Source organism: Sporosarcina pasadenensis (assembly GCF_047228845.1).
Classification (GTDB): Bacteria; Bacillota; Bacilli; order Bacillales_A; family Planococcaceae; genus Sporosarcina.
The window spans coordinates 20,932-43,682 of record NZ_JBFEGM010000001.1; the positions used below are offsets into that span (position 1 = coordinate 20,932).

General features: G+C 40.6%; 27 protein-coding genes and 1 other RNA gene. 16 read left to right on the forward strand and 12 right to left on the reverse strand.

Annotated elements, in window-relative coordinates; translation table 11 throughout:
* Window positions 1-59: 59 nt before the first annotated feature.
* Window positions 60-1,274, reverse strand: a complete 1,215-nt coding sequence (locus AB1K89_RS00110; RefSeq protein WP_413052807.1) for an MFS transporter — start codon at window positions 1,272-1,274, stop codon at window positions 60-62.
* A gap of 221 nt (window positions 1,275-1,495) precedes the next feature.
* Between AB1K89_RS00110 and AB1K89_RS00115 the strand changes: the two genes are divergently transcribed.
* Window positions 1,496-1,681, forward strand: a complete 186-nt coding sequence (locus tag AB1K89_RS00115; protein WP_413052808.1) for a hypothetical protein — start codon at window positions 1,496-1,498, stop codon at window positions 1,679-1,681.
* Between the two features lie 96 nt (window positions 1,682-1,777).
* The gene (locus tag AB1K89_RS00120) at window positions 1,778-2,647 is read left to right on the forward strand and encodes a YitT family protein (RefSeq protein ID WP_413052809.1); all 870 of its coding nucleotides are present in this window, start codon (window positions 1,778-1,780) and stop codon (window positions 2,645-2,647) included.
* Between the two features lie 35 nt (window positions 2,648-2,682).
* Here AB1K89_RS00120 and AB1K89_RS00125 read toward each other — a convergent pair whose 3' ends face one another.
* Complete coding sequence (locus AB1K89_RS00125; protein WP_413052810.1) at window positions 2,683-3,657, reverse strand: LCP family protein; 975 nt, start codon at window positions 3,655-3,657, stop codon at window positions 2,683-2,685.
* A gap of 449 nt (window positions 3,658-4,106) precedes the next feature.
* Here AB1K89_RS00125 and AB1K89_RS00130 point away from each other — a divergent pair, with 449 nt between their 5' ends.
* Both AB1K89_RS00130 and AB1K89_RS00135 read left to right on the forward strand, forming a co-directional pair.
* Window positions 4,107-4,721 (forward strand): protein kinase family protein, encoded by a 615-nt coding sequence (locus AB1K89_RS00130; protein WP_413052811.1) that lies wholly within the window; start codon window positions 4,107-4,109, stop codon window positions 4,719-4,721.
* Between the two features lie 95 nt (window positions 4,722-4,816).
* Window positions 4,817-5,137, forward strand: a complete 321-nt coding sequence (locus tag AB1K89_RS00135) for a hypothetical protein (protein ID WP_413052812.1) — start codon at window positions 4,817-4,819, stop codon at window positions 5,135-5,137.
* Between the two features lie 75 nt (window positions 5,138-5,212).
* Here AB1K89_RS00135 and AB1K89_RS00140 read toward each other — a convergent pair whose 3' ends face one another.
* Entirely contained in the window at window positions 5,213-6,130 is a 918-nt protein-coding gene (locus AB1K89_RS00140; RefSeq protein ID WP_413052813.1) for a hypothetical protein, read from the reverse strand.
* 362 nt (window positions 6,131-6,492) lie between these two features.
* Here AB1K89_RS00140 and AB1K89_RS00145 point away from each other — a divergent pair, with 362 nt between their 5' ends.
* Complete coding sequence (locus AB1K89_RS00145) at window positions 6,493-7,131, forward strand: VanW family protein (RefSeq protein WP_413052814.1); 639 nt, start codon at window positions 6,493-6,495, stop codon at window positions 7,129-7,131.
* A gap of 27 nt (window positions 7,132-7,158) precedes the next feature.
* Here the strand turns inward: AB1K89_RS00145 and AB1K89_RS00150 are convergent, their stop codons facing one another.
* The 3 genes from AB1K89_RS00150 to AB1K89_RS00160 all read right to left on the reverse strand — a co-directional run bounded on the left by AB1K89_RS00150 (window position 7,159) and on the right by AB1K89_RS00160 (window position 8,178).
* Window positions 7,159-7,449, reverse strand: a complete 291-nt coding sequence (locus tag AB1K89_RS00150) for a DUF2653 family protein (protein ID WP_413052815.1) — start codon at window positions 7,447-7,449, stop codon at window positions 7,159-7,161.
* On the reverse strand, window positions 7,437-7,880 hold the full coding sequence (locus AB1K89_RS00155; protein WP_413052816.1) for a hypothetical protein: 444 nt from the start codon (window positions 7,878-7,880) through the stop codon (window positions 7,437-7,439). Before AB1K89_RS00155 ends, AB1K89_RS00150 begins: the two co-directional genes overlap by 13 nt.
* Window positions 7,881-8,022: 142 nt before the next feature.
* Window positions 8,023-8,178, reverse strand: a complete 156-nt coding sequence (locus tag AB1K89_RS00160) for a DUF1540 domain-containing protein (protein ID WP_252503033.1) — start codon at window positions 8,176-8,178, stop codon at window positions 8,023-8,025.
* A gap of 103 nt (window positions 8,179-8,281) precedes the next feature.
* Between AB1K89_RS00160 and AB1K89_RS00165 the strand changes: the two genes are divergently transcribed.
* Entirely contained in the window at window positions 8,282-9,589 is a 1,308-nt protein-coding gene (locus tag AB1K89_RS00165) for an alkaline phosphatase family protein (protein ID WP_413052817.1), read from the forward strand.
* Between the two features lie 21 nt (window positions 9,590-9,610).
* Here the strand turns inward: AB1K89_RS00165 and AB1K89_RS00170 are convergent, their stop codons facing one another.
* Window positions 9,611-10,444 carry a S1C family serine protease gene (locus tag AB1K89_RS00170; protein ID WP_413052818.1) on the reverse strand — a complete coding sequence of 278 codons (834 nt, stop codon included), beginning with the start codon at window positions 10,442-10,444 and terminating at the stop codon, window positions 9,611-9,613.
* A gap of 126 nt (window positions 10,445-10,570) precedes the next feature.
* Between AB1K89_RS00170 and AB1K89_RS00175 the strand changes: the two genes are divergently transcribed.
* Together AB1K89_RS00175 and AB1K89_RS00180 are read left to right on the forward strand one after the other, a co-directional pair.
* Entirely contained in the window at window positions 10,571-10,873 is a 303-nt protein-coding gene (locus AB1K89_RS00175) for a YunC family protein (protein WP_413052819.1), read from the forward strand.
* Between the two features lie 85 nt (window positions 10,874-10,958).
* Window positions 10,959-11,219: a hypothetical protein gene (locus AB1K89_RS00180; protein WP_413052820.1), complete on the forward strand. Its 261-nt coding sequence runs from the start codon at window positions 10,959-10,961 to the stop codon at window positions 11,217-11,219.
* Between the two features lie 136 nt (window positions 11,220-11,355).
* On the opposite strand, the gene ssrS is transcribed toward AB1K89_RS00180, so the two are convergent.
* A non-coding RNA gene (gene ssrS / locus AB1K89_RS00185) (6S RNA) lies at window positions 11,356-11,548 on the reverse strand.
* Window positions 11,549-11,685: 137 nt separating this feature from the next.
* Between ssrS and cax the strand changes: the two genes are divergently transcribed.
* From cax to AB1K89_RS00200, 3 genes are read left to right on the forward strand one after another with little or no spacing between them, the layout of a single operon-like run.
* Window positions 11,686-12,738 (forward strand): calcium/proton exchanger, encoded by a 1,053-nt coding sequence (gene cax / locus AB1K89_RS00190; RefSeq protein WP_413052821.1) that lies wholly within the window; start codon window positions 11,686-11,688, stop codon window positions 12,736-12,738.
* Window positions 12,739-12,792: 54 nt separating this feature from the next.
* Window positions 12,793-13,215, forward strand: coding sequence for a DUF948 domain-containing protein (locus tag AB1K89_RS00195; protein ID WP_413052822.1), 423 nt, complete (start codon window positions 12,793-12,795; stop codon window positions 13,213-13,215).
* A gap of 15 nt (window positions 13,216-13,230) precedes the next feature.
* On the forward strand, window positions 13,231-13,779 hold the full coding sequence (locus tag AB1K89_RS00200; RefSeq protein ID WP_413052823.1) for a DUF948 domain-containing protein: 549 nt from the start codon (window positions 13,231-13,233) through the stop codon (window positions 13,777-13,779).
* A gap of 75 nt (window positions 13,780-13,854) precedes the next feature.
* Here AB1K89_RS00200 and AB1K89_RS00205 read toward each other — a convergent pair whose 3' ends face one another.
* The 3 genes from AB1K89_RS00205 to AB1K89_RS00215 all read right to left on the reverse strand — a co-directional run bounded on the left by AB1K89_RS00205 (window position 13,855) and on the right by AB1K89_RS00215 (window position 15,195).
* On the reverse strand, window positions 13,855-14,271 hold the full coding sequence (locus tag AB1K89_RS00205) for a DUF948 domain-containing protein (protein ID WP_413052824.1): 417 nt from the start codon (window positions 14,269-14,271) through the stop codon (window positions 13,855-13,857).
* A 23-nt stretch (window positions 14,272-14,294) separates the two neighbouring features.
* Complete coding sequence (locus AB1K89_RS00210; protein WP_413052825.1) at window positions 14,295-14,768, reverse strand: DUF948 domain-containing protein; 474 nt, start codon at window positions 14,766-14,768, stop codon at window positions 14,295-14,297.
* An 82-nt stretch (window positions 14,769-14,850) separates the two neighbouring features.
* Window positions 14,851-15,195: a DUF3899 domain-containing protein gene (locus AB1K89_RS00215; protein WP_413052826.1), complete on the reverse strand. Its 345-nt coding sequence runs from the start codon at window positions 15,193-15,195 to the stop codon at window positions 14,851-14,853.
* 258 nt (window positions 15,196-15,453) lie between these two features.
* On the opposite strand from AB1K89_RS00215, the gene AB1K89_RS00220 reads away from it, so the two are divergent.
* The 5 genes from AB1K89_RS00220 to AB1K89_RS00240 all read left to right on the forward strand — a co-directional run bounded on the left by AB1K89_RS00220 (window position 15,454) and on the right by AB1K89_RS00240 (window position 21,311).
* Complete coding sequence (locus tag AB1K89_RS00220; RefSeq protein WP_413052827.1) at window positions 15,454-17,175, forward strand: peptide ABC transporter substrate-binding protein; 1,722 nt, start codon at window positions 15,454-15,456, stop codon at window positions 17,173-17,175.
* 168 nt (window positions 17,176-17,343) lie between these two features.
* The gene (gene opp3b, locus AB1K89_RS00225) at window positions 17,344-18,276 is read left to right on the forward strand and encodes an oligopeptide ABC transporter permease (protein ID WP_413052828.1); all 933 of its coding nucleotides are present in this window, start codon (window positions 17,344-17,346) and stop codon (window positions 18,274-18,276) included.
* Entirely contained in the window at window positions 18,276-19,298 is a 1,023-nt protein-coding gene (opp3C, locus tag AB1K89_RS00230; protein WP_413052829.1) for an oligopeptide ABC transporter permease, read from the forward strand. Before opp3b ends, opp3C begins: the two co-directional genes overlap by 1 nt.
* A 16-nt stretch (window positions 19,299-19,314) precedes the next feature.
* Window positions 19,315-20,379, forward strand: a complete 1,065-nt coding sequence (locus tag AB1K89_RS00235) for an ABC transporter ATP-binding protein (RefSeq protein ID WP_252503047.1) — start codon at window positions 19,315-19,317, stop codon at window positions 20,377-20,379.
* On the forward strand, window positions 20,379-21,311 hold the full coding sequence (locus AB1K89_RS00240) for an ABC transporter ATP-binding protein (protein WP_413052830.1): 933 nt from the start codon (window positions 20,379-20,381) through the stop codon (window positions 21,309-21,311). The genes AB1K89_RS00235 and AB1K89_RS00240 overlap by 1 nt, the downstream gene beginning before the upstream one ends.
* 63 nt (window positions 21,312-21,374) lie before the next feature.
* On the opposite strand, the gene AB1K89_RS00245 is transcribed toward AB1K89_RS00240, so the two are convergent.
* On the reverse strand, window positions 21,375-22,658 hold the full coding sequence (locus AB1K89_RS00245) for an L-lactate MFS transporter (RefSeq protein WP_413053416.1): 1,284 nt from the start codon (window positions 22,656-22,658) through the stop codon (window positions 21,375-21,377).
* Window positions 22,659-22,751 lie beyond the last annotated feature (93 nt).

Here is a 22,751-nt window from a genome sequence, read left to right on the forward strand (position 1 = left end):
CAACAGGCTGAGAGCCCTAGGGAATGGGCTCTTTTTGACATCTTATCTTATATTGAAAGCTAATTGATCAATTTGGATTTTCTAGTGAATTTGAGATAGACGATAAAAAACAATCCAGCACTCAACAATCGAAGAGCAGAATTAATATACATAGCAATTTCAACATCCCACTGCTCAAGCAACCAGATGCCGATTTGAGGCGCTATAAAGGCGATGATCGACAATAAAACATTATAAGTCGTTATGCAATATGTCCTTACATGATCAGGAGACTGTTCCAACAGCAAGTTGAATAGTAATAACACGACGCCTGCCAGGAAAAATCCCGATGAAGTCTGGACAATCGCGATATAATACAAATTTGTCGAAAGGACTGTTAGAAACGGAGTCGTCGCCATCCCGACCGCAGCCCATACAAAGACCAAAGTATTCGACCTTTTTTCCGCCCATTTTTTCCAAAGGGGGAAGGAGAGGAACTGCGCCAACATGTTACCGACAGCGAACATGCTGACCCAGAAAATGGTTACACCGACGTATCGGACATGATAAATATTAAAAACTCCCCACGCCATCTGCCATGCAAAATTAAAGAAAAGCGCAGCTATCAAGAAAGACACATAATTCTTATGCTTGAAAATTGACCAATCCATCGTTTTCTTCTTCACTGAAGATCCATCATTTTTTACTGGCTCTTCTTCATGCTTCATTAATAAGTATACTTCGAGCATGCCAAAACAAAAAGCAAATCCGAACAATAATTGGTAGGCTGTCACGCTAGCGGATGCATCCTTCATTAAAATCCCGATTACAAGTGTTGAGAGCAAGCCTACAATCGTCAACAATCTGTTCCGGTCGCTGAAAAATGCACCGCGCCTTGATTCCTCTACAAGATCGCTAATGAAAGTTTGCCACCCAATATTGGCAACTGTATTCGGCAAACTCATAATGGCGATAACGACTAAAAAGATCCATGCATGCGTCGATGGGGAGGGCAAGTAGACAATACTTATAATGAACAGGAACATGAGCCTCGCCAGTAAGACCGAAAGCGCCACGAGCTTTTTCTGTGCTTGCGATCTATTCAATAAAATTGCAGCAGGTATCGTCATAATCAATGCCATTAGTGGCGGCAGCGAACTGATTAGGCCGACTTGGTAATTGGTTGCGCTAAGCATAGTTATTGCGAAAATCGGAAAAAAGTTGTTTGAAAAATTTAATGCAATGGTCGAAGCCATCCCATGGTAAATGCTGATCTTCTCATTATATGTACGCATAATCTCTCCACATTTCTATTCATTTGAACAACATACTAATCTGAATTATATACTTCGCTATACGAAATACAAGACTCAATTTATGAACACCAATAAAAAATTCATAGTAAGTGTTACTGTGGCATAATAATTAAGGTGTCCCATTTTTTATTGATAAATCTTCTCACTTAAAGTAAAATGTATTTGAGAATGTTTCTCAATCATAAAAGAAGGAGAGGACAATGTTTATGCTTCGCATTATCATTTTGGCGCTGTTGACAGGTTCTGTCGTCAGCATTTCAGCAATATCCCTTATTAAAGGATTTGACATGCAAGGGGCATTGATCGGACTTACTTCCCTCATCTTCTTATTTGGAATTGCTTCCTTCTTCTATACTGAATATAAAAAACAGACAATCAGTTCATAAACACCAGCCCACTGGTGTTTTTTTAATGGTCAATGAAGGAAATTTTGATTTCAATGAAGTATAATCAAATAGCTATATCTGTATGAGGAGGTACTTATGTTTTTTATTGAAGTTAAACGAATCTTAGTCGTCATATTCGGTTCTTTACTGATGGCGATTTCATTGAACTTTTTCCTGATCAATGCGAATGTATATGCAAGTGGATTTGCTGGGGCTTCTCAATTAGTCTCAAGCATATTGGATGATCAACTGGGCATCTCAATCAGTACCGGTATTCTCCTGTTTCTATTCAACATTCCGGTAATTATCTTAGGATGGTTCAAAGTTGGAAGAGGATTTACCATTTACAGCATCGTATCGGTCGTATTTACGACAATTTTTCTCGAGATATTGCCGGTTCTTTCCCTTTCCAATGATATTATTCTGAATGCTGTATTCGGGGGAGTGATCGCAGGTGTAGGCGTCGGAATATCTTTGAAGCTTGGTGCATCGACAGGCGGAATGGATATTGTAGCGATGGTCTTGTCTCGACTGCAGGATAAACCGATTGGAACATATTTTTTGTTGCTAAATGGAATTATCATTGTCCTTGCAGGCGTATTATATGAGCCTGAAAATGCGTTATATACGATGGTAGCGCTCTATGTGACAACTTCAGTCATCGACATGATCCATACCCGTCATGAGAAGGTGACGGCAATGATCATCACTCATAAGGCTGATGAGATGCAAGAGGCGATTCATCAGAAAATGGTTCGTGGCATCACAATTGTTCCTGCCAAAGGCGCTTATTCGAAGGAAGATAAAAGCATGCTCTATTTGGTCATTACGAGGTATGAATTATATGACCTAGAGAAGATCATTAACGAAGTTGATCCACAAGCTTTCACAAATATCGTTCAAACGGTCGGGATTTTCGGTTTCTTTAGAAGGGAAGACGAGCTCCCAGAACGACCAACAAAATAAAACGAGGTATCCCGGGAATATCGGGATACCTCGTTTTATTTAATTCCATTATCATTTTTGTCCACTATTTTAGTTGTACCTTCCAAGAACTTATTCAATTCCTCTTTATTCTTATCAAAGTCAATTTTAAGGACTTCACCAACATTGACCCTTTCAGGGCTGTAGGAGTTGTCGACCGGGATTCGAAGTGTATCTATTTTTTCGGATTTATTGTCCAAAATCCCTTTGCCTATGGAAAGCATTGTCATCTTGTCCAGATTCGTGTCGATATAGGCGTTTGTAGCTCCTAATAGCTTCGGTAAATTCATAAGACTATGCATGCCCACTGCTTCTTCCTTCAATTTTGAAAGCACTTCCTGCTGGCGCGCTACACGGCCAAAGTCGTTTTGGCTATCGTGCCGGAAACGGACATAACCTAATAGTTGCTCACCTTGCAGCCTTTGCACTCCGGGATGTAGCGTCATGTAAATTCCATGTGACATTGTATATGGAATGTCGACTTCGATACCATCTGGTGCGATAATATCTGCAATTTTAGGAAAGCCTTTGAAATCTACCATCGCATAATAATGTACATCCAAGTTGAAATTTTCCTTGATCGTCTGGCGTACGAGTTCGGGTCCGCCGAGAGTATAGGCGGAATTCATTTTATGCATTCCGTATCCAGGTATATCGACATACGTATCACGCATAATCGATATTAGTTTCACCTTTTCGGTTTTTTGATTGTAATTCGCTATCATCAACGTATCTGAACGGCCTTCTTCATCTTTTCGCGCATCTGAGCCTAGCAACATGATATTGATTTCGCCGAATTGGGGTTCCGGCCCGTCAAATATACCAAAATCCTCGTTTTGGTCTGACAATGTACCATCTTCAGCTAATGCCAATCCTTTATTATACTGATCAAACCAGTAATAAGCTCCAATTCCGAGCAAGACTAAGAAAATACTGATCACAACACCGAATTTCTTTTTTTTCTTTTTCTTCCGTATATCTATTCTTTTCAAATGTATCACCGCCTAATTATAAAAATCTATAATGAGATTGTTTAGCACGCGTATCATATCACCTATTGAACTGCTGAGCAAGGGGCATTTCCACTAGATATAGACGTCGTACAAGGCAAAAGGTTTTCATTTTATATAAAATAATAATTTCCAATTTCTGCAATTACATTTCTTTACCCTCGCTTTGCTGCTTGTATTCCATTGCTACATTACATTTTTACCGATTGAAGTCGCATGATTTGACTCCGAATCTTATTGTATTTATACTAAAATCCACTAAAAGGAGCTATACAACAAAGTCTTCAATTCGGGGCATTTGCCCTCGGCTTTGCTGACAACAACAAGTTGTTTGTGAGACCTTACCGATTATTTGGAGAGGTCTATTTTTGAGGCGATATGACCAATAATTGGTTATATCGTTTTTTATTTTTTATACTGGAGGCCGAATTTTGAAGACTTATGAAGAACTTGCTAGAACAGTACAGATAAATATCAACAAACGACTATTAAAATACGATGAATCATTACTTCACGTCGGAACAGGAAGGAGTGCATTCGTGTTTAGGATAAAGTCGACAATGAAAGCGATGAAAGTGTTTTTTCCTACTTATACTCATATTGCTAAGGAAGAGGCAATCATCTATGGAAAGCTGCAGCATATTGTCCATTATCCTTCCATCTATGCGTCAGGTGCGAATTTTATCGTCATTGATTTCATTGAAGGTCTTACACTTTTTGATTGTATAGTCCAAGGGAAAGTCATAGAGCCTACACATATTTCTGAAATCGATTACGCACTTTCATTGGCAACTGCCAGAGGTCTTAACCCTTCTGATATTCACTTACGTAATATTTTCATAACTACAGAAAATGAAATAAAGATTATTGATGTTGCGCGTTTTAGACAGAAGAAGGACTGTCAACAATGGAAAAACTTTAAAAGGGCGTATAGACAGTTTTATTGCAAGCGATACTTCCCTAAGAAAATTTCCGCCGATCTCTTAAATACTATTGCATGGTTATATAAGAAAGACTGGATACCTTTCTATAGAGCAGAAGCATAAATGGACTGTGTAGAGACTAGGGCAGCCGAATCCATGAATAGAATGCGAGGGATAGGGAATGGAATAAGGAGTGAAGCAATAAAGGAGGCATTATCTTGAAGCAAACAGCAGATTTGAATGAACTGAAGGATTTTGCAATGATGATGAAAGATAATAAAGTTAAAGGAAAGATATTTGTGAACCAGGCAAATTATAATTTGGAAGAGCCTCTTTTGTCGGATGAAAATACCGCTGGGCGGCAACCTCTTCAAATATTTCGGATTGTTATTCAAACAGGTCAGGAATCGATATATTATGAGTATCTCTTCAATGAAGCAACTGACTTGGAAGAAATAAATCTGCAGTTGGAAGAAGTGTATACTTATTTTGAAAAGGAAATAGTATCAGTGGAATATATGAACAAATTGGTGCGTTAAAATCATATTTTTATGCCAAACTAAAAACACACGTGAGCAACTCATCGTGTGTTTTTAGTTTGGAAATCTAAAGAATTATTTTGCTTCTACATACACATGAATTTCAGGCCCATACTTTTCATTGATTTCAACAGCTCTCTTTTCAGCATCTTCCTTATTATCAAAAGACCCGATTTCTATATAAAACTCACTCTCCAACGAGGAAAATAGAATGCCATTTTCTCGAAGAATGCGTAGTCCTTCTTCCTCATGCATAAATCCCTCCAAATTTGCAATTTTGCCACCAAACAAATAAGGGGCGGTCCGGACAGCATACCGCTTCGTATCATCCGTATGCTCATCCTCCGAAATACTTAATATGATTTTTGCTGGATCTGCAAATTCTTTACCTTCAATTAAAACGGGCCCTTTGAAGACTACGACAAATCGTATTAACGAGTCATCATGCGTAACGAGCCAATAGGCATCTTCCACGAAATCACTTTTTTTAAGATCCTCAAAATCATTCGCATCGAATGCTCTTGCGCCATGTATGAAAAAGGTCATAGTGTATGGACGATTCTGATACACAATTTCGAAGAAAGGCGGTACGAGCTGAGGTTCGTCGAATTCTCCTCTCTGTGTGAAGCCGATACTAAGATGCTCAACGTTGCCATCTTTTGTGACAGATATAGATTTTACATTCACGTTATCGGTAATTTGCCCTCCTGTAGCTATACCATTCTCAAACGAAAAATCCTTAATCGGATTACCTGAAACAGAAACGTTTTTAGTTTCTGTTTTTACTACTGTTAGCGGAGATTCATCACTTTCCTTTTTGATAACTGGTTCTTCTCCGAATTCAACCGTTGTAATTATCTTTCCCAAAACCGGGATATTAGAAGTGTTAGCCACCAAGCCCGGGATTGTGTTAACCACCGCAATAAATATAATAATTGTTGCCACTAGCCAAGCCAAAAAGGAATACCGATTTTTGGTTCTTCGTTTATTCATTATTTGTTCAGCTCCTTGAGTGAATCTAATTTTTCTGAATGTTCATCTATATATTATCATTCAAGCGATATGAAAAGAGCACTTTCTTAAAATATAATTTACGGTTGAGCAGGATAAAAACAAGCGTAAGATGAATAAAGTAGAGAAGTGGTCATTAAGAGCAAGGGGAGAAAAAAGTGAGGTTGTCAGAGATTCATCCGTTTTTTTATTACGTTCGAATTGAGCAAAAGAGATTTTTTCGTTTTATAAAAAAATTGTGGGAAAGAAAACGTTTTGCAAAGAGGAAATCTGAAACGAATTTCATCTTTACATGTAAAAAACATCAATCGTTATTGCGTAGGAAGCTAGGAGATAGCGATCCGGTGCTACAGGAAAATAAAATCGTGAATCTCACTCTAGCAGCAAAAAGAATCGATGGAATCATTATTCAACCGAAAGAAATTTTTTCATTTTGGGGATTGGTCGGTAGGGCTACAAGGAAAAAAGGGTATATTGATGGAATGCAGCTTTCAAGGGGAGAAGTGAAGACAGGTGTGGGTGGCGGTATTTGTCAGTTAGCAAACCTTCTATATTGGATGGTGCTCCATACGCCGATGACTGTAGTGGAAAGACATCATCATAGCTTTGATCCATTTCCGGACGAGGGAAGGGTGCTTCCTTTTGGCAGTGGGGCGAGCGTTTTTTATAATTACGTAGACTTCCGTTTCAAGAACACAACTGAATATGCTTTTCAAATTCGTGTATGGGTGACGGACCGTCATTTGAAAGGTGCTTCAAACGAGGAAATTACAAACAGTTATCATATCGAAGAAAGGGCACACCAATTTTATAAGAAAGATGGAAAGACCTTTAGACAAAATGAGATTTGGAGGTGGACTGTCGATAAACGGACAGGAGACTATGTACACGAAGAACTATTAATCAAAAATAATTCGGAAGTGAAATATGAATTGATTGATAGACAGCTAGCGAGTGACCTACAAAAAAGGCCGGGCGGGTAACTATCCCACCTGGCCAATTATTTGTGATCATTGAATTGTTGCAATTATACCTTCTTCTCTATCTAATAACAATTTGATCCCTGCAGCATAAGGATCTTCGTTCAGTGTTTCTCCAATCCAATAACGGATGGCTTGAATCATGTCAAAAGAACCAAGGACTTGTTTATGACCACGATGAGCAATCTCAGCAAAAAAGCCTTCTTCATCGTCGTAGACAAGCTCTACTTCGATTTCTCCCGGGAGAATGTTGTGTTTTTGGGAATAATCAATGCATATTGCATTTACAATATCCTGCTCGGACATCATTAATTCCGCCATGGATTAGCATCCTCTTTTTCTTTTTTTGCTTTTAGAAGAGAGAAAATCCTTCGAATTATACTAATAATGAAGATGATGGCCAACATATTGATCAGAAAACCTAAAACTGAACCTAATATTCCCATATTGGCAAAAAGGCTTCCGAAGAGAAGACCTGCAATCCCTCCGATGAATAAACCGCGCATGAGACCACCTGAGAAGAAACCACCTTTTGAAGATTGGTTTTTAGTAGGTTTAGCAAATGAAGTATTGTCTTCTTGCTTCTTATCCACTTTAGGTTTAGTGAAGTTGTTCTGATTCGGGTTAAAACTTTTCTTGCCAGACTTATATCTTTTCGCTTCAACCGTAGTAGCATGATCATTCAGTATAAAGCTGCCGATTGGTGACATGACTATCGTCAAGGCAAGTAACGCTGATAGTAATTTCTTCAATCCATAAACCTCCGTTAATATGCAAAAATAAACTCTGTACAAGTATAAGTATAAAATAAGTTGATGGCAAATAAATAAACGTTTGTTAACGTTAGGAAGAATGCAGATCAAATTTGACCATGCATTCTTCCCGGTTAGTCAATTACTCCTCTGGTTTAAACGTTTTGCAATCGGTGTCTTCACTATCGGCTGCCTGATCGCCGGTTTGGCTGACGACGTAAATGACATCGGCGTGACACTTATTGCCGTCTCCCCAATACGTGCAGTTATTCACTTCACATAAAATTTTCTGAGTCATTCTCTCACCTCCGTATTTGTATCGTTCCACTAAACTAATGAATCCATGCTTTCCTGAATGAGCATTGGAAGTGATAAAATGACAAAAAGGGGTGTAAGTTATTATGAAGCGTCTGACTGATCATCTAATAGTAATTTCTTTCGACTGTTTATCCTCATTGGATATGCCTATGCTTGAATCGTTGCCAAACTTCCAGAAGCTTTTACATGGTGCAGCCATTTGCAAGCAAGTCAAAACGATTAATCCTTCTGTCACTTACTCTTGCCATACATCGATAATAACGGGAAATTACCCGATTAAACATCGAATTACGACGAACACATTGCTGCAACCGGGGAAAGCATCGCCGGATTGGTATTGGAAAAGGCGATATATTAAAGGGACGACATTATATGATGAAGCGAAGAAGGCGGGAATGAAAACGGCGGCTTTGTTATGGCCGGTCACTGCCAGGGCAAAGATTGATTATCACATACCTGAAATCTTCGCCAACCGTCCTTGGCATTCCCAAGTTGCAGTCTCGCTAACCAACGGCAGTTTGCTTTATACGATTGACATGAATCAGAGGCTTGGACATTTGCGAAAGGGGATTCAGCAACCTTGGCTAGATGATTTTGTGACGGCCACTGCTGTACATACGATCAAAGTGAAAAAACCGGATTTGATGCTCATCCATTTAGTTGACCTTGATTCTCAAAGGCATACCCATGGTTTTGCTTCAAAGGAGGCAGATGATGCTTTGCGAAGACATGACAAAAGATTGGGCGACATCCTAAAGGCATTGGATGAAAGCGGAATCGCAGAGAAATCGACCATCATCGCTCTTGGTGATCATAGTTCCCTCGATGTATCGAGGGTGATCAAGTTAAATGTTTTATTGAGAGAAAGTGGGCTCATTCAAGTGAATGAAAAAGGGCAGGTGAAAAGCTGGAAAGCTTATTGCAAAAGCAACGATGGATCGGCCTACATTTATTTGAAGCATCCAGATGATAGACAATCCAAAGAAAAAATCCAAGCACTATTGCATTCACTGTTGAGGAATCCAGACAATGGTATAGAGCTTGTATTATCGGGAAAGGAAGCAGGTGAGTCAGGAGCCGATATCGAAGCTGCTTTTATGTTAGAAGCACGTGTAGGTTTTTATTTTACAGAAGAGCTTGATGGGGGAGCGATTGTCGAGATTGCAGATGAAGATTTCGTAGCTGGCAAATATTCAAAAGCCGTACACGGGTATTCGCCGCTAAAACCGGACTATCGGACTGTTTTTATTGCGAAAGGAAATGGGATAATTCCTGATGTGGATATTCCAAATATGAGTTTGGTCGATGAAGGACCGACATTTGCAAGGCTTTTAGGACTCAATTTAGGTGAAACGGATGGGCGGCTCATGAAGGAAATTATAGAAGAATGAAAAATGCCCGGAAATGGATGTTCATTCCCGGGTATTAATTTCGGAAGTCTGATACTCGTTCAGCAATGATGTCGGGATGAACAAACCGACTTTTCCGTGTTCCTCATGATCCATTGTAGCGAAAATAATTCCGATGACTTTTCCATCTTCGTTAAGTACAGGGCTGCCGCTATTTCCTCGGTATACAGGCGCTTTAATCATCATCACTTCATCAGTCCAACCGGAAAGCTTGATTGGTGCCAATATGGAGCCTTCATTGGCGATTCCTTTGAAGCTAAGCGGATTTCCGATAAATGTAATTGGGTCATCCATTTCTAAATTCACGGCATGATCGATAGGAAGAGAAGGGAAACTGTCTCCATTGATTTCGAGAACAGCCATATCAATAGAAGGAAACGTTTCTTTGACAGTTGCCTCATATCGGCCTTCTACCGGGAAGACAACTGAAATGGCTTGGTTATCCTCTACGACATGATAGTTGGTGAGGATAAGTCCATCATTGGAGACCGAGAAGCCTGTTCCTTTCCCATCTTCCGTTACTACAACGACGACAGATTTTTTATATTCAGCGATATTTTTTTGCTTCGACAATGAAGCTGAAGTCATAAGAAAATCGAGTGCGGGTATCGAGAATACTTGAAAGAGGCCGGCAAATGTACTGACGAATAACGTCAAAGACAAAAGCCAGATGAACCATCTCGGTATTTTTTTCTTTGGTTCCGTTTCTTCCTGCTGTTTCAATAACGCTTCCCGTTGCGCTTGCAGCACCAGTTCATGCATTTCTTCCTCGCTTATATCCTCGAAGTGCCTGTGTTCCGTATTATCTTTATGTTCTTCTTTCTCTTCATCTAACACTTTGCATCACTTCCTCTAGTCATTCGTTATCTATTAGTACTATTATAGCAGTGATAATGAATGGATATGGAAGGGCACAATTATGTATGAAAGTCCATATGTATAGAGTGGAAAGGGGAGATTGGCTTGGTAACATTGACACCGATACTCATTGGAGGATATACATTTACCGCGGTAACTGTTCAATTGCCAAAAACGACCTTATTGACAGTGTCCAATGATAAAGGATATATTATGTGCGGAGCTTTGGATGTCGGACTGTTGAATAATGTCTTGGCAGATCGGAAAATAGTGGCTGGCAGGGCGGTCGGCGTAAAGACGATTGAACAGTTGTTGAAAGCGCCATTAGAATGCGTTACGTTGGAAGCTGAGACGCTTGGAATCCATGCTGGAATGCGTGGAGAAGAAGCGTTGTTGAAAATGCTTTAACATATGCAACACATACTGCTTTACTGACTATTTGCGAATTAATAAAAAGACCCCCATCGCGCATAATAAGCGATGGGGTCTCTTTTTGTTATTATCGGTTGTCGTTACGGTTATTGCGGTTGTTTCTGTCGTTATCGTTGTTGTTGTTGTTGTTGTTGTTGTTTCTGTCGTTTCTGTCGTTTCTGTTGTTGTTGTTGTTGTTGTTTTGCCCGAAGAAATCATCGGCAAATTCTGTGTTCCTGTTTCTGTTATTGTCGTTATTGTTGTTGTTGTTGTTGTTCCTGTCGTTATTGCGATTGTTGCGATCGTTTTGACGATTATTCATTGTGTGAGACATCTCCTTTAAATTGTTTTTTGTTAAGTGAAATGCATTCACTTACATGATGTATGATGTCCTCTGTTCAAAAAAATATCCGTTTTTCCGGGGAATGAAAAAAACACCAACCATAAAGGTTGGTGTTTATTAGTGATAACTATGTAAAAGAAAAGCCGCCTTTGCCGTATCGAATCATAGAAAGTTTTAAACCACCACTCCTCAAAGTGGGTGTTCGCAGAAGCGATCCTGTCCGTCCTGATTAGTAATGAATCAGGCATACCATTCCAGCCTCGATATAAAACTCCCTTTTACAGCTTAAAGGTTAAAACTTAATGTGTATACGAACAATGCAGCTCATGTATATATAGTACACTTTTCTTCTGAAAGTATCAATGAAAATATATTCCAAGTCGAAATTCATCGGAAAGAATCCTGTTTGTTTCAGCCGATTACAGGGAAACATATGGGGGAATTTCATTGAAGGGAAGTGAATACCGTGAATCGTATATTTACATTGCTTGTATTCATTGGCGTTCCGCTGATCATCATTGGTTCGGTGATGGATTGGCCGGATATTCCGATTTTCATCATAAGTTGTGTCAGCATAATTGCGCTCGCGGGTTTCATTGGGAGAGCAACTGAAAGCCTGGCGATTGTAAGCGGTCCGAGGGTCGGCGGCTTATTAAATGCCACTTTCGGAAATGCTGTCGAGTTGATCATTTCGTTTTTCACTTTGAAAGCCGGGTTAATTGGGATAGTTCTCGCTTCCTTAACTGGATCAGTTCTAGGGAATTTGTTGCTTGTTTTGGGCGTCTCGTTCTTTGCTGGGGGGATAAAATACAAAACACAAAATTTCAGTATTCATGATGCGAGATATAATTCAGGTTTATTAATATTTGCAGTTATTGTCGCATTTGTCATCCCGGAAATTTTTTCGCAGACGTTGGATCAGGCTGATACTGTCACGTTAAGTATAGGCATTTCCATCATATTGATCACTTTGTATCTTGCTGGCTTGTTTTTCAAGCTTGTAACGCACCGGGGTGTTTTCTCATCTGCTGATACAGACAAGAAAGAGGAAGAAGTACCCGAATGGACAAAAAAGAAGTCAATAATCATATTGCTACTATCGACGATTGCAGTTGCTTACGTCTCTGAGCAGCTTGTACATACATTTGAGACGCTCGGTGATAAGTTCGGTTGGTCAGAGTTATTTATCGGTGTCATCATTGTGGCTATTGTCGGAAATGCTGCCGAGCATTTTTCCGCTATTACGATGGCTATGAAGAACAGGATGGATGTAGCCGTGGAAATCGCGGTCGGCTCAACATTGCAAGTAGCGATGTTCGTAGCTCCAGTACTTGTTTTGTTATCGCTAATGATGCCTGAATCAATGCCGCTCGTCTTTACAATACCGGAGCTTGTAGCGATGATTACTGCAACATTCCTCGTCATCAACCTCTCAAACGACGGCGAGTCGAATTGGTTTGAAGGTCTAACATTATTGGCTGCTTATGTCATTATCGGAATCGGGTTTTATCTATTATAAGGATGCTTACGAATTCTCATTCAGTGGTATAGACGGATAGGGAGGGATGAATCGATGTTAGTTCCAATCGGAGTATTCATGATGGCGATTTCTTTCGCCATTTTTGCGGTTGCACTATCTAAATTGCTCCTTCGTGCTTCATCTAATATTGAAGTAGTACGAACGACAGCAGTGCAAATGGAGTCTAAATTGGATGGAACCATTCAAGCGCTTGAGGGAATGTTGGATGAGACCGGCAGGACAATATCCGACATGGAGGAAAAATCCACATCGCTTGACAGTGTGTTTTTATCAGCAGAGGAATTAGGTAAGGCATCGAATGCTTTAAGTGAAGAATTGGAGTCTTTGACGCAAGGTTATGCTAGTAATGGAGATGCCCGAGGGGCAAAACCATTTGTACGTATTATTCAAACTGCTGAGTTTGTAAAGGGTTTGTTCAATTCATGGAAGCGCGGAAAAGCGCTATCCGACATTTAGAAAGGAGAGGGAGCAATGAGTTTGTCTGGAATTGGTGTCTTATTAATAGGGATAGGATTTTTAATTCTTTCTATCTTTCTTGCCCGAGTGCTTAATAATATGGCAGCAATTTTAAATGGTGTAGGCCGAACCGTAGAGCAATTGCCAGACCAATTAGATGACGTATTGAATGAAACTGGACAGATCATTCAAAATTCCAATGATACGTTAGCCGACGTGAATGAAAAGTTAGGCACGCTTACACCACTCTTTCATATCGTGGGAGATGTCGGAGAATCGACGAGAAAGCTTGCTTCATCCGTCAATGATATTGCAGGGACAATCATAAGGAAGACGGAGTCGGTTGATGAAGAGACGCGCAATAAGCGCCTTGGCGGTCTTTATGGATCAGCTGCGCTTGCATTATATGCAGTAAATAGTGGCAAGGAAAAGAAGAGGGGATTTTTAAAGCGACATTCTAAATTATATGCATCTGGTGAACAACGGGCTTTTGACATCGACCGGATGAAAGAGGAAGCAAAAGAAGCTGCCATGGAGAGCAATTACATGAGCAATGAAAAGTAAAAGCGATGGAGGAATAATTGTCCTCCATCGCTTTTACTTGTTATTTTCGAGCATCTGACCTTTCTTTCATTTCTTTCATTTAGTTTTCCGTTGGGAAAGATAGAAGATGAATGACAGAATGCCGTATATGCCTTCATATTTTTCGCGTTTCGTGAAATCGGAAGCATGGCTTGTATTCGTCTTTATCTCATTTGTTTTTTCCAGTGCGGCAAGTGTCAGTTTTCTTGTCGCCTCGCCAGTATCCCCGATAATATGGAAAAGTGGACTGACCTCTTTCACTTGATTATTGACATTGGCAATCGTTTCATTGCTCGATTGCATCACTTCTGTAGTATGTTTCGACAAATCATCAACCAATAGCGGCAGGCGATCTGTTGTCTGTCTAACCCCATCCAATGTATCGGTCAATTTACGTAATGGTTTGATTAATAACAAAGTGAGAAAAGCAAACGCTATACCGATGATGAGAACTCCGATCCCGAGCCAATCCATATGAATCACCTCTGCATATAAGTTTACTTAACTTTCTGTGGAGAAGGGAGTTGGTTCAGCTCTTGCTGAACGAAAGGGTCTTGCTTTCGCTTTACTGATTTGAATTTGAAGTACATTCGGGAAGCCGTTTCAGTCAAAATCGTCAATTTCTCCATTAGTTCACGTTGTTTCGGTTCGGGAGTGGCAATTTGATGAGAGATTGACTGGAATGAACGATTGAGATTTTCCGTTGATTGTCCAATATGTTGAGCTGATTGCGAAATGCTTTCCAATCGTTGGATCTTGCTTTCTACATCTGCGGCTATGCGATTGGTCCTTTCCATCAACTCATTCGACTTTGTTGTGATGCCGCCTAACTTATTTTCCATTCTGGCAATCGTATCTGATACTTCTGTCATCGTCTTTTTCGCATTCCGTAAAGCGACAATGACAAAAATGGCGATTAATAATAAAGATAAAGCCGCGATGATTGCACTTATATAGAGGAGAATCTCCATCCGGGTATCAGCTCCATTCTAATAATATTCCACTTACCTATCTCGTACCACTCTTTCCTTCCTTATAAACACCATAGAAGGATCAAGCTGAGTAGAAGAATAAAGCAACGAGCATGAAGAAGATGATTGGCAAACCGGAACGGAAGAAGAAAGATGCTTTCATCGTCACAACTTCAGAAGGTGGTCGCATCGTTGTTATTTCACTTTGAACATGTTTCCGGTAAAGCACCTTTTTCATACTAGTAGAAAAGAAATCGAAAAACCCAGATTGTAAAATTAATACGAGGATTCCAATGAAGAGATAGGATGCTCCTATATAGAAAGAAACGTTAATATAATCTAGAATTGTATGTTTCTTATAGAAGATTAAAACAAATAGCAAAATTAATAATTGGTTTACAATAATGTTCAACGCAATTTTCTTCATATTCTAACCTCTCTTATATCGTTTATATTATTTATTATTTATGTATATTATATCATTTGATTGAAGAATGCAATTTGAGCAAAAGTCAATGATTATATGGTTTTGCGAGTATATAAGTAGAATAATCGGACTTTTGTTTCTTTAATAATTATGTTCTTTCAGAAAAAAACATAAAAAAAGTCTTTGACTTAAGATGTTTTGAATGTATAATAAAAAGTGATAATTCTTTCAGACAATTACAAAAGGGAGGTCAATGCTTTGAAAACAAACAAATGGCTTTTGCTTGTCGCTTTATCATTAGTGCTAAGCGTCGTGCTTGCTGCTTGCGGTGGCAAGGACAAGGACGAAGACAAAACTGCTGCACCTAACAAAGAAGACGACAAAGCAACAGAACAAAAAACAGAAGAAGCCGGCGAACCGGATGCAGAACAAGTTGTAAACTTGATCGAAACTGCAGCAATCCCATCTGTTGACTCCGCAATCGTGGAAGATGCAGTAGGATTTAATGTATTGAACAACGTTAATGAAGGTTTGTACCGCTTGAACCTTGAAAACATTGCTGAACCGGCAATGGCAGCAGAGGAAGCAGAAGTGAGTGAGGATGGTCTTACGTACACATTCAAGCTTCGTGATGCAAACTGGTCTGATGGAACACCTGTAACAGCGCATGATTTCGTATTTGCATGGCAACGTGCAATCGATCCTGCAACTGGATCACCTTATGGTCCGTTCATGATGTCTGGAGTTATCAAAAATGCAACAGCAATCAGTGAAGAGAAAATGGACAAGTCGGAACTTGGCGTAGTTGCTGAAGACGACAAGACATTGGTCGTTACATTGGAACGTCCAGTGCCATACTTCCTATCACTCATGTCGTTCGGAACTTTCTATCCGCAAAAAGAAGAGTTTGTAACTTCTAAAGGCGATGCGTACGCAACGAACTCAGATAACCTTCTTTACAACGGTCCGTTCATTCTTACTGAGTGGGATGGAACTGGGGATAGCTGGGTATACAAAAAGAACGAACATTATTGGGATGCGGAAAATGTAAAACTTGAAACTATCAATGTAGACGTAGTTAAAGATTCTGCAACTGCAGTTAAGCTTTACAACGACGGAAAGAAAGACCGTGCAGGAGTTTCAGGAGACTTAGCTCTTCAATATGGAACTCATGAAGAAGCCGTAAATGAGTCGGACACTGCTGTGTTCTACTTCAAATTCAACCAAGAGCGCAATGGTGAAAAAACACCTCTTGCAAACGTGAATATCCGTAAAGCGCTTGCAAAAGCTTTTGAAAAAGAAGATTTGGCTGACGTTGTTCTTGCAAACGGATCAACTGCTGCAAACTTCTTAGTACCAAGAGACTTTGCATATGATGAAAGCGGAACAGACTTCCGTGACATTAGCGGAGATCACCTTGTATACAATGTGGAAGAAGCTAAAGAATATTGGGCAAAAGGTTTGGATGAGCTAGGTGTAACTGAAATGGAACTTGAAATCCTAGGTGGAGACACTGAACTTTCCAAGAAAATGAACGAGTATTTCAAAGCACAACTTGAAGGCAACCTAGAAGGATTGAAAATCAAGTTGAAAGAAGTACCGTTCGCAGTACGTTTGGAGCTTGATGGAAACCAAGACTATGATATCCAAGTTTCTGGTTGGGGCCCTGACTTCCAAGACCCGATTTCCTTCATGGATTTGTTCGTCACAAATGGAACTAACAACTTGATGTCATTCTCTAATAAAGAATACGATGAGTTGATCGAAGCTACTAAAGATGAGCTTGCATTAGATCCTACAGCACGTTACGAAGCATTCGCGAAAGCTGAAAAAATCCTACTTGAGGATGAAGCAGCTATCGCACCGATCTACCAACGTGGTTTGATTCAACTTCAAAAACCGTACTTCAAAGGACTTGGAGTTCATCCTTTCGGAGCTGATCATAGCTACAAATGGGCTTATATCTCTGGTAAAGAGTAAGTAAGCTTTGACAGTTTAATAACAAAGAGAGTATATGGCGGAAAATCCATATACTCTCTTTTTACTAAAAGGTAATAAAGTGAAAGTTTGTAAGTGTTTTCATTTTGAAAAGAAATTGATTATTCAATTTGACATAAATCAAACTCACGTACTTTGGAGGTGTGCAACGTGGTTAAGTATATTGGAAAACGGCTTGTTTACATGTTCCTGACGATGTTCCTGATTGCAACTGCAACGTTTTTCTTAATGCAAACGCTACCAGGTTCACCGATCGCTTCTTATAACAAGCTAAATGAAACTCAACGGGCGATTGTGGAAAAGAAGTATGGCATCGATAAACCGAAACCGGTTCAGTACGCCATTTATATGAAAAACCTTGCTAAAGGGGATTTAGGCACATCTTTCGTCTTTAAAGGGAAAAGCGTTAACGACCTGTTGGCGTCAAGGGTGAAGCCTTCATTTATTTTAGGGGCGCAGGCGATGGTGTTCGGTACGATTGTAGGAATTCTGTTAGGAATGCTCGCCGCCTTAAAGCAGAATACGATATGGGATTATGGAAGTACATTTCTAGCAATATTAGGGGTATCAATACCTTCATTCGTATTCGCCGCATTATTGCAATATTGGGTCGCTACTCAGTGGCATCTATTACCGGTTGGTCTTTGGGATGACGGATGGAAGTCAAGTATTCTACCATCCATCGCATTGGCAATGGGGCCGCTTGCACTATCTGCACGTTTCATACGTACTGAAATGATCGAAGTATTGAGCTCCGACTATATAACATTAGCAAAAGCGAAAGGCGCCAACGGTTTTGAAATCGCATTCAAACATGCTTTACGAAACGCGCTCATCCCTCTCGTTACTGTATTAGGACCGGTAGCAGCTGGAATAGTCACGGGTTCCCTTGTTGTAGAACAGATCTTTGCGATTCCGGGAATCGGGGAGCAGTTCGTATCTTCCATCATGACGAATGACTTTGCAACGATCATGGGTACGACACTATTCTTCTCTGCATTGTTGATTATTATTATCTTCATTGTAGACCTTCTGTACGGAATCATTGATCCGCGAATCCGTTTGTCTGGAGGTAAAGGGTAATGAGAAAAGAAGAACTTCAACAATTGCCGCCGGAAAAATTCGAGCGTATTACGATTGATAGCAGTAACGCCGAACGTATTACTAAACCGAGTTTAAGTTTTTGGCAAGATGCATGGTTAAGATTGCGCAAAAACAAAGCTGCAATCGTTAGCATGTTTATCCTTGTGTTACTAATCGTTATGGCATTGATAGGACCGCATCTAAATGGACATGATGGCGAGCAACAAGTTTTACGCCACGCCAACTTGCCACCAAAAATTCCTGGACTTGAGAAATTGGGGATATTTGATGGTATGGGTCAATTGGGCGGCGAGAAAGTAAACTTATATGAAATTAAGAAAGTGGACGAGTATTACTGGTTCGGAACCGATGGACTTGGCCGTGACTTATTCACCCGTGTTTGGGAAGGAACACAGATTTCCTTATTGATCGCATTCGTTGCTGCGGCAATCGATGTAGTCATCGGCGTCCTTTATGGAGGAATATCGGGGTATTTCGGCGGCCGTGTCGATGATATTATGCAGCGGATTGTCGAAATTTTGATTGGTATCCCGACACTGATTATCGTTATTTTGATGCTAATGATTATGGAGGCGGGATTAACCGCCATTATCATTGCGATTTCCATTACAGGATGGATCGGCATGTCCCGTATCGTGCGCGCCCAAATATTGAAATATAAAGGTCAAGAATTTGTACTAGCGTCCCGTACGTTGGGAGCAAGTGATAAGCGAATCATTGGCAAACATTTAATGCCAAATATTATGGGCATCATCATCATTAACACGATGTTCACGATTCCGACTGCTATTTTCTTTGAGGCATTCTTAAGCTTTATCGGACTAGGGCTGCAACCGCCTGCCGCATCATTAGGTACGCTAATCAATGATGGCTTTAAAGTGATGGAACATCAGCCGTATTTCCTTTTGTTCCCGGCTGTAATTATCAGTGTCTTGATGATTGCATTTAACTTGATCGGTGACGGACTGCGTGATGCGCTTGACCCGAAAATGAAAGATTGATTGGAGGAAAGCCAAGATGGAAAAAATATTGCAAGTAAAAGACTTGGAGCTTTCCTTCCACACGTTTGCCGGTGAAGTGAAAGCAATCCGCGGAGTCAGCTTTGATTTGAATAAAGGAGAGACATTGGCGATTGTCGGTGAGTCAGGATCCGGGAAATCGGTGACAACAAAATCGATTATGCGTTTATTGCCAGAGTCGAGCTCTGAATTTAAAAATGGTGAAATTCTTTTTAATGGAAATGACTTGACGAAACTTTCCGACAGGCAAATGCAGAAAATTAGAGGGAAAGAGATTTCAATGATTTTCCAAGATCCAATGACTTCATTAAATCCGACGATGACAATCGGCAAGCAGGTAATGGAGCCAATTTTAAAACACCAAAAAGTTAGCAAGGCAAAAGCGAAGGAAGTCTGTATCGATTTATTGCGCATGGTAGGTATACCAAATCCGGAAACCCGGATAAAAATGTATCCACATCAGTTTTCTGGCGGACAGAGACAGAGGATTGTCATTGCGATTGCGCTAGCTTGTAACCCGAAAGTATTGATTGCCGATGAACCTACTACTGCACTTGATGTAACAATCCAAGCGCAAATTCTTGAACTTATGAAGGATATCCAGAAAAAAGTAGATACGTCGATCATTTTTATCACACATGACCTCGGTGTTGTTGCAAACGTAGCAGACCGTGTCGCTGTCATGTATGGCGGTCGGATTGTGGAAGTGGGAACAGTGGATGAAATCTTCTACAACCCGCAGCATCCATATACATGGGGGCTTCTCAGCTCGATGCCATCCATGGATTTGAATGAGGAAAAGCTGTATGCGATTCCCGGCACTCCGCCAGATCTGTTAAACCCTCCTGTTGGAGACGCATTCGCGTTGAGGAGTGAATATGCTTTGAAAATCGATTTGGAGCAAGCACCGCCGATGTTTAAAGTGAGCGATACCCATTATGCCGCAACTTGGCTACTGCATCCGAATGCACCACAAGTTGATCCACCAAAAACAATTATCGAACGGATGAAGACATTCCGTGGAAGCAGATATTATGAGCAATCGAATGGAGGTAATGCATGATGGCAAAAAAATTGCTTGAAGTGAAAAACTTAAAACAATATTTTAATGCCGGGAAGCCTTCCGAAGTTCGTGCGATTGATAATATCAGCTTTGATATTTATCGGGGGGAGACATTCGGTTTAGTAGGTGAGTCGGGATGTGGAAAGTCGACGACTGGTAGGACAATCATTCGGCTTTACGATGCGACTGACGGAGAGGTTCTTTATGATGGAGTTAGTGTACATGCCAATAAATCTAAATCCGAAGTGAAGGCTCTGAATCAGAAGATGCAAATGATTTTCCAAGACCCATATGCATCCTTGAACCCGCGAATGAAAGTCCTCGATATTATTGCTGAAGGACTGGATGTTCACGGTTTGGCGAAAAACCCGAAAGAGCGAAAGCAAAAAGTTGTAGAGTTGCTGGAAACAGTCGGATTGAATAAGGAGCACGCTGATCGTTACCCGCATGAATTTTCGGGAGGTCAGCGGCAACGGATCGGGATTGCGCGGGCGCTTGCCGTCAATCCAGAATTCATTATCGCCGACGAACCGATTTCCGCGCTTGACGTTTCCATTCAAGCCCAAGTCGTCAATTTGCTGAAAGACTTGCAGAAAGAAAAGGGATTGACGTATTTATTCATCGCACATGATTTATCAATGGTAAAATACATCTCAGATCGCATTGGCGTCATGTATTTCGGAAAGCTTGTTGAAATGGCTCCTGCTGATGAATTATATAGAAATCCACTACATCCGTACACGAAATCGTTATTATCCGCAATTCCGCTTCCGGATCCGATTTATGAACGGTCACGGGTAAGACAACCGTACGACCCTAACCAACATAATTACGGACCCGATGAAAAAGTGGATTTCCGTGAAATAACACCTGGACATTTCGTGCTTTGCTCTGAAAAAGAGTTCAAAGAAATGAAAGCGCAAGTAAAGTAATAAAGAAAACCGCTATTCACATCGGATATTTCGATGTGAATAGCGGTTTTCTTATTTCTAATGTTAGACGCTCTTCGCAGTTTGTACTACATTTGCTTGTTTGCTACTATGCTGTTCAGCCTTTACTTTTTTAATATCAAATTGAATTAAGATTGAAATGACCAATGCAACGGCAAATAGTCCGGCGAAAAAGAGCAAGCTGCTTTCATAACTTCCAGTCGTGTCTTTCATCCAGGCCGCAAACATCGGTCCGGCAATGCCCGCCGCTGCCCAGGCTGTTAATATATATCCATGAATTGCCCCAAGTTGCTTTGTTCCAAAAATATCACCGATATATGCAGGTATGCATGAGAAACCACCGCCGTAGCAAGTGTAGATCACGGCGAGCATTACTTGGAAAGCAAGAGCGTTTGTTGTGAAGGGAAGAAGAGAAAATAATACTACCTGAATAACAAAAAATGCCGTGTACGTATGTCTTCTGCCAATGTAATCGGAAATGGATGCCCAGCCTAGCCGTCCAAAGCCATTAAAGAGGCCTAGCACGCCAACTAGTGCAGCAGCTTGTATTGTAGTCATTCCAATACTTTCGATAGCTAGAGGCTTGGCCGCCGACAAGATGGCGATTCCGCAAGTGACATTTAAGAATAGCATCATCCATAGATAGTAAAATCGTTTGGTCTTGACAGCTTCGTTCGCTGTCAATTGTGCCAAGTCTACCTTTGCTTCGACTTTTCCGGACTCTAATTTCTTCACATAACCTGCAGGCGCCCAGCCTTCCTCAGGTTTCTCAAGATATAGGGAAGAGGCGATCATAACTAATAAGTAGGAAGCTCCAAGGATATAAAAGGTGTTTTGAAGACCAACAGAATTAATGAGTGCTTCCATTATCGGACTACTGATTGCAGCAGCGAAGCCAAATCCCATTATTGCCATTCCTGTTGCAAGACCACGCCGATCGGGGAACCACTTCACAAGTGTGGAAACTGGAGCGATATACCCTACACCTAAACCAATACCGCCTAGTACCCCATAAAAAATATACAATAGCGTTAGTGAGGACATGCTTACAGCAAAACCAGCACCCATGACGCCGATTCCAAAGCAGGTTGCCGCAAGCAGCCCTGCTTTACGTGGGCCATGCTTTTCAACGAAGTGGCCCAGAAATGCAGCGGACAGACCTAGAAATAAGATTGCAATACTAAATGTCAATTGTACTTGGCTTGTGGACCATCCAAATTCGTCGATGAGCGGGTTGGTAAAGTTGCTCCAGGCATACACGGAGCCGATTGAAATGTGAATCCCAACAGCAGAGGCGGCAATTAACCATCTGTTCTTTGTTTTCTTCAATTTTCCTTTCACTTTCCACATCTCCCTTTGATAATAAAGTAGTATGACAAAGAAATCATTCTCTCGTTTAGTAATTACAATTGTAGAATGTAA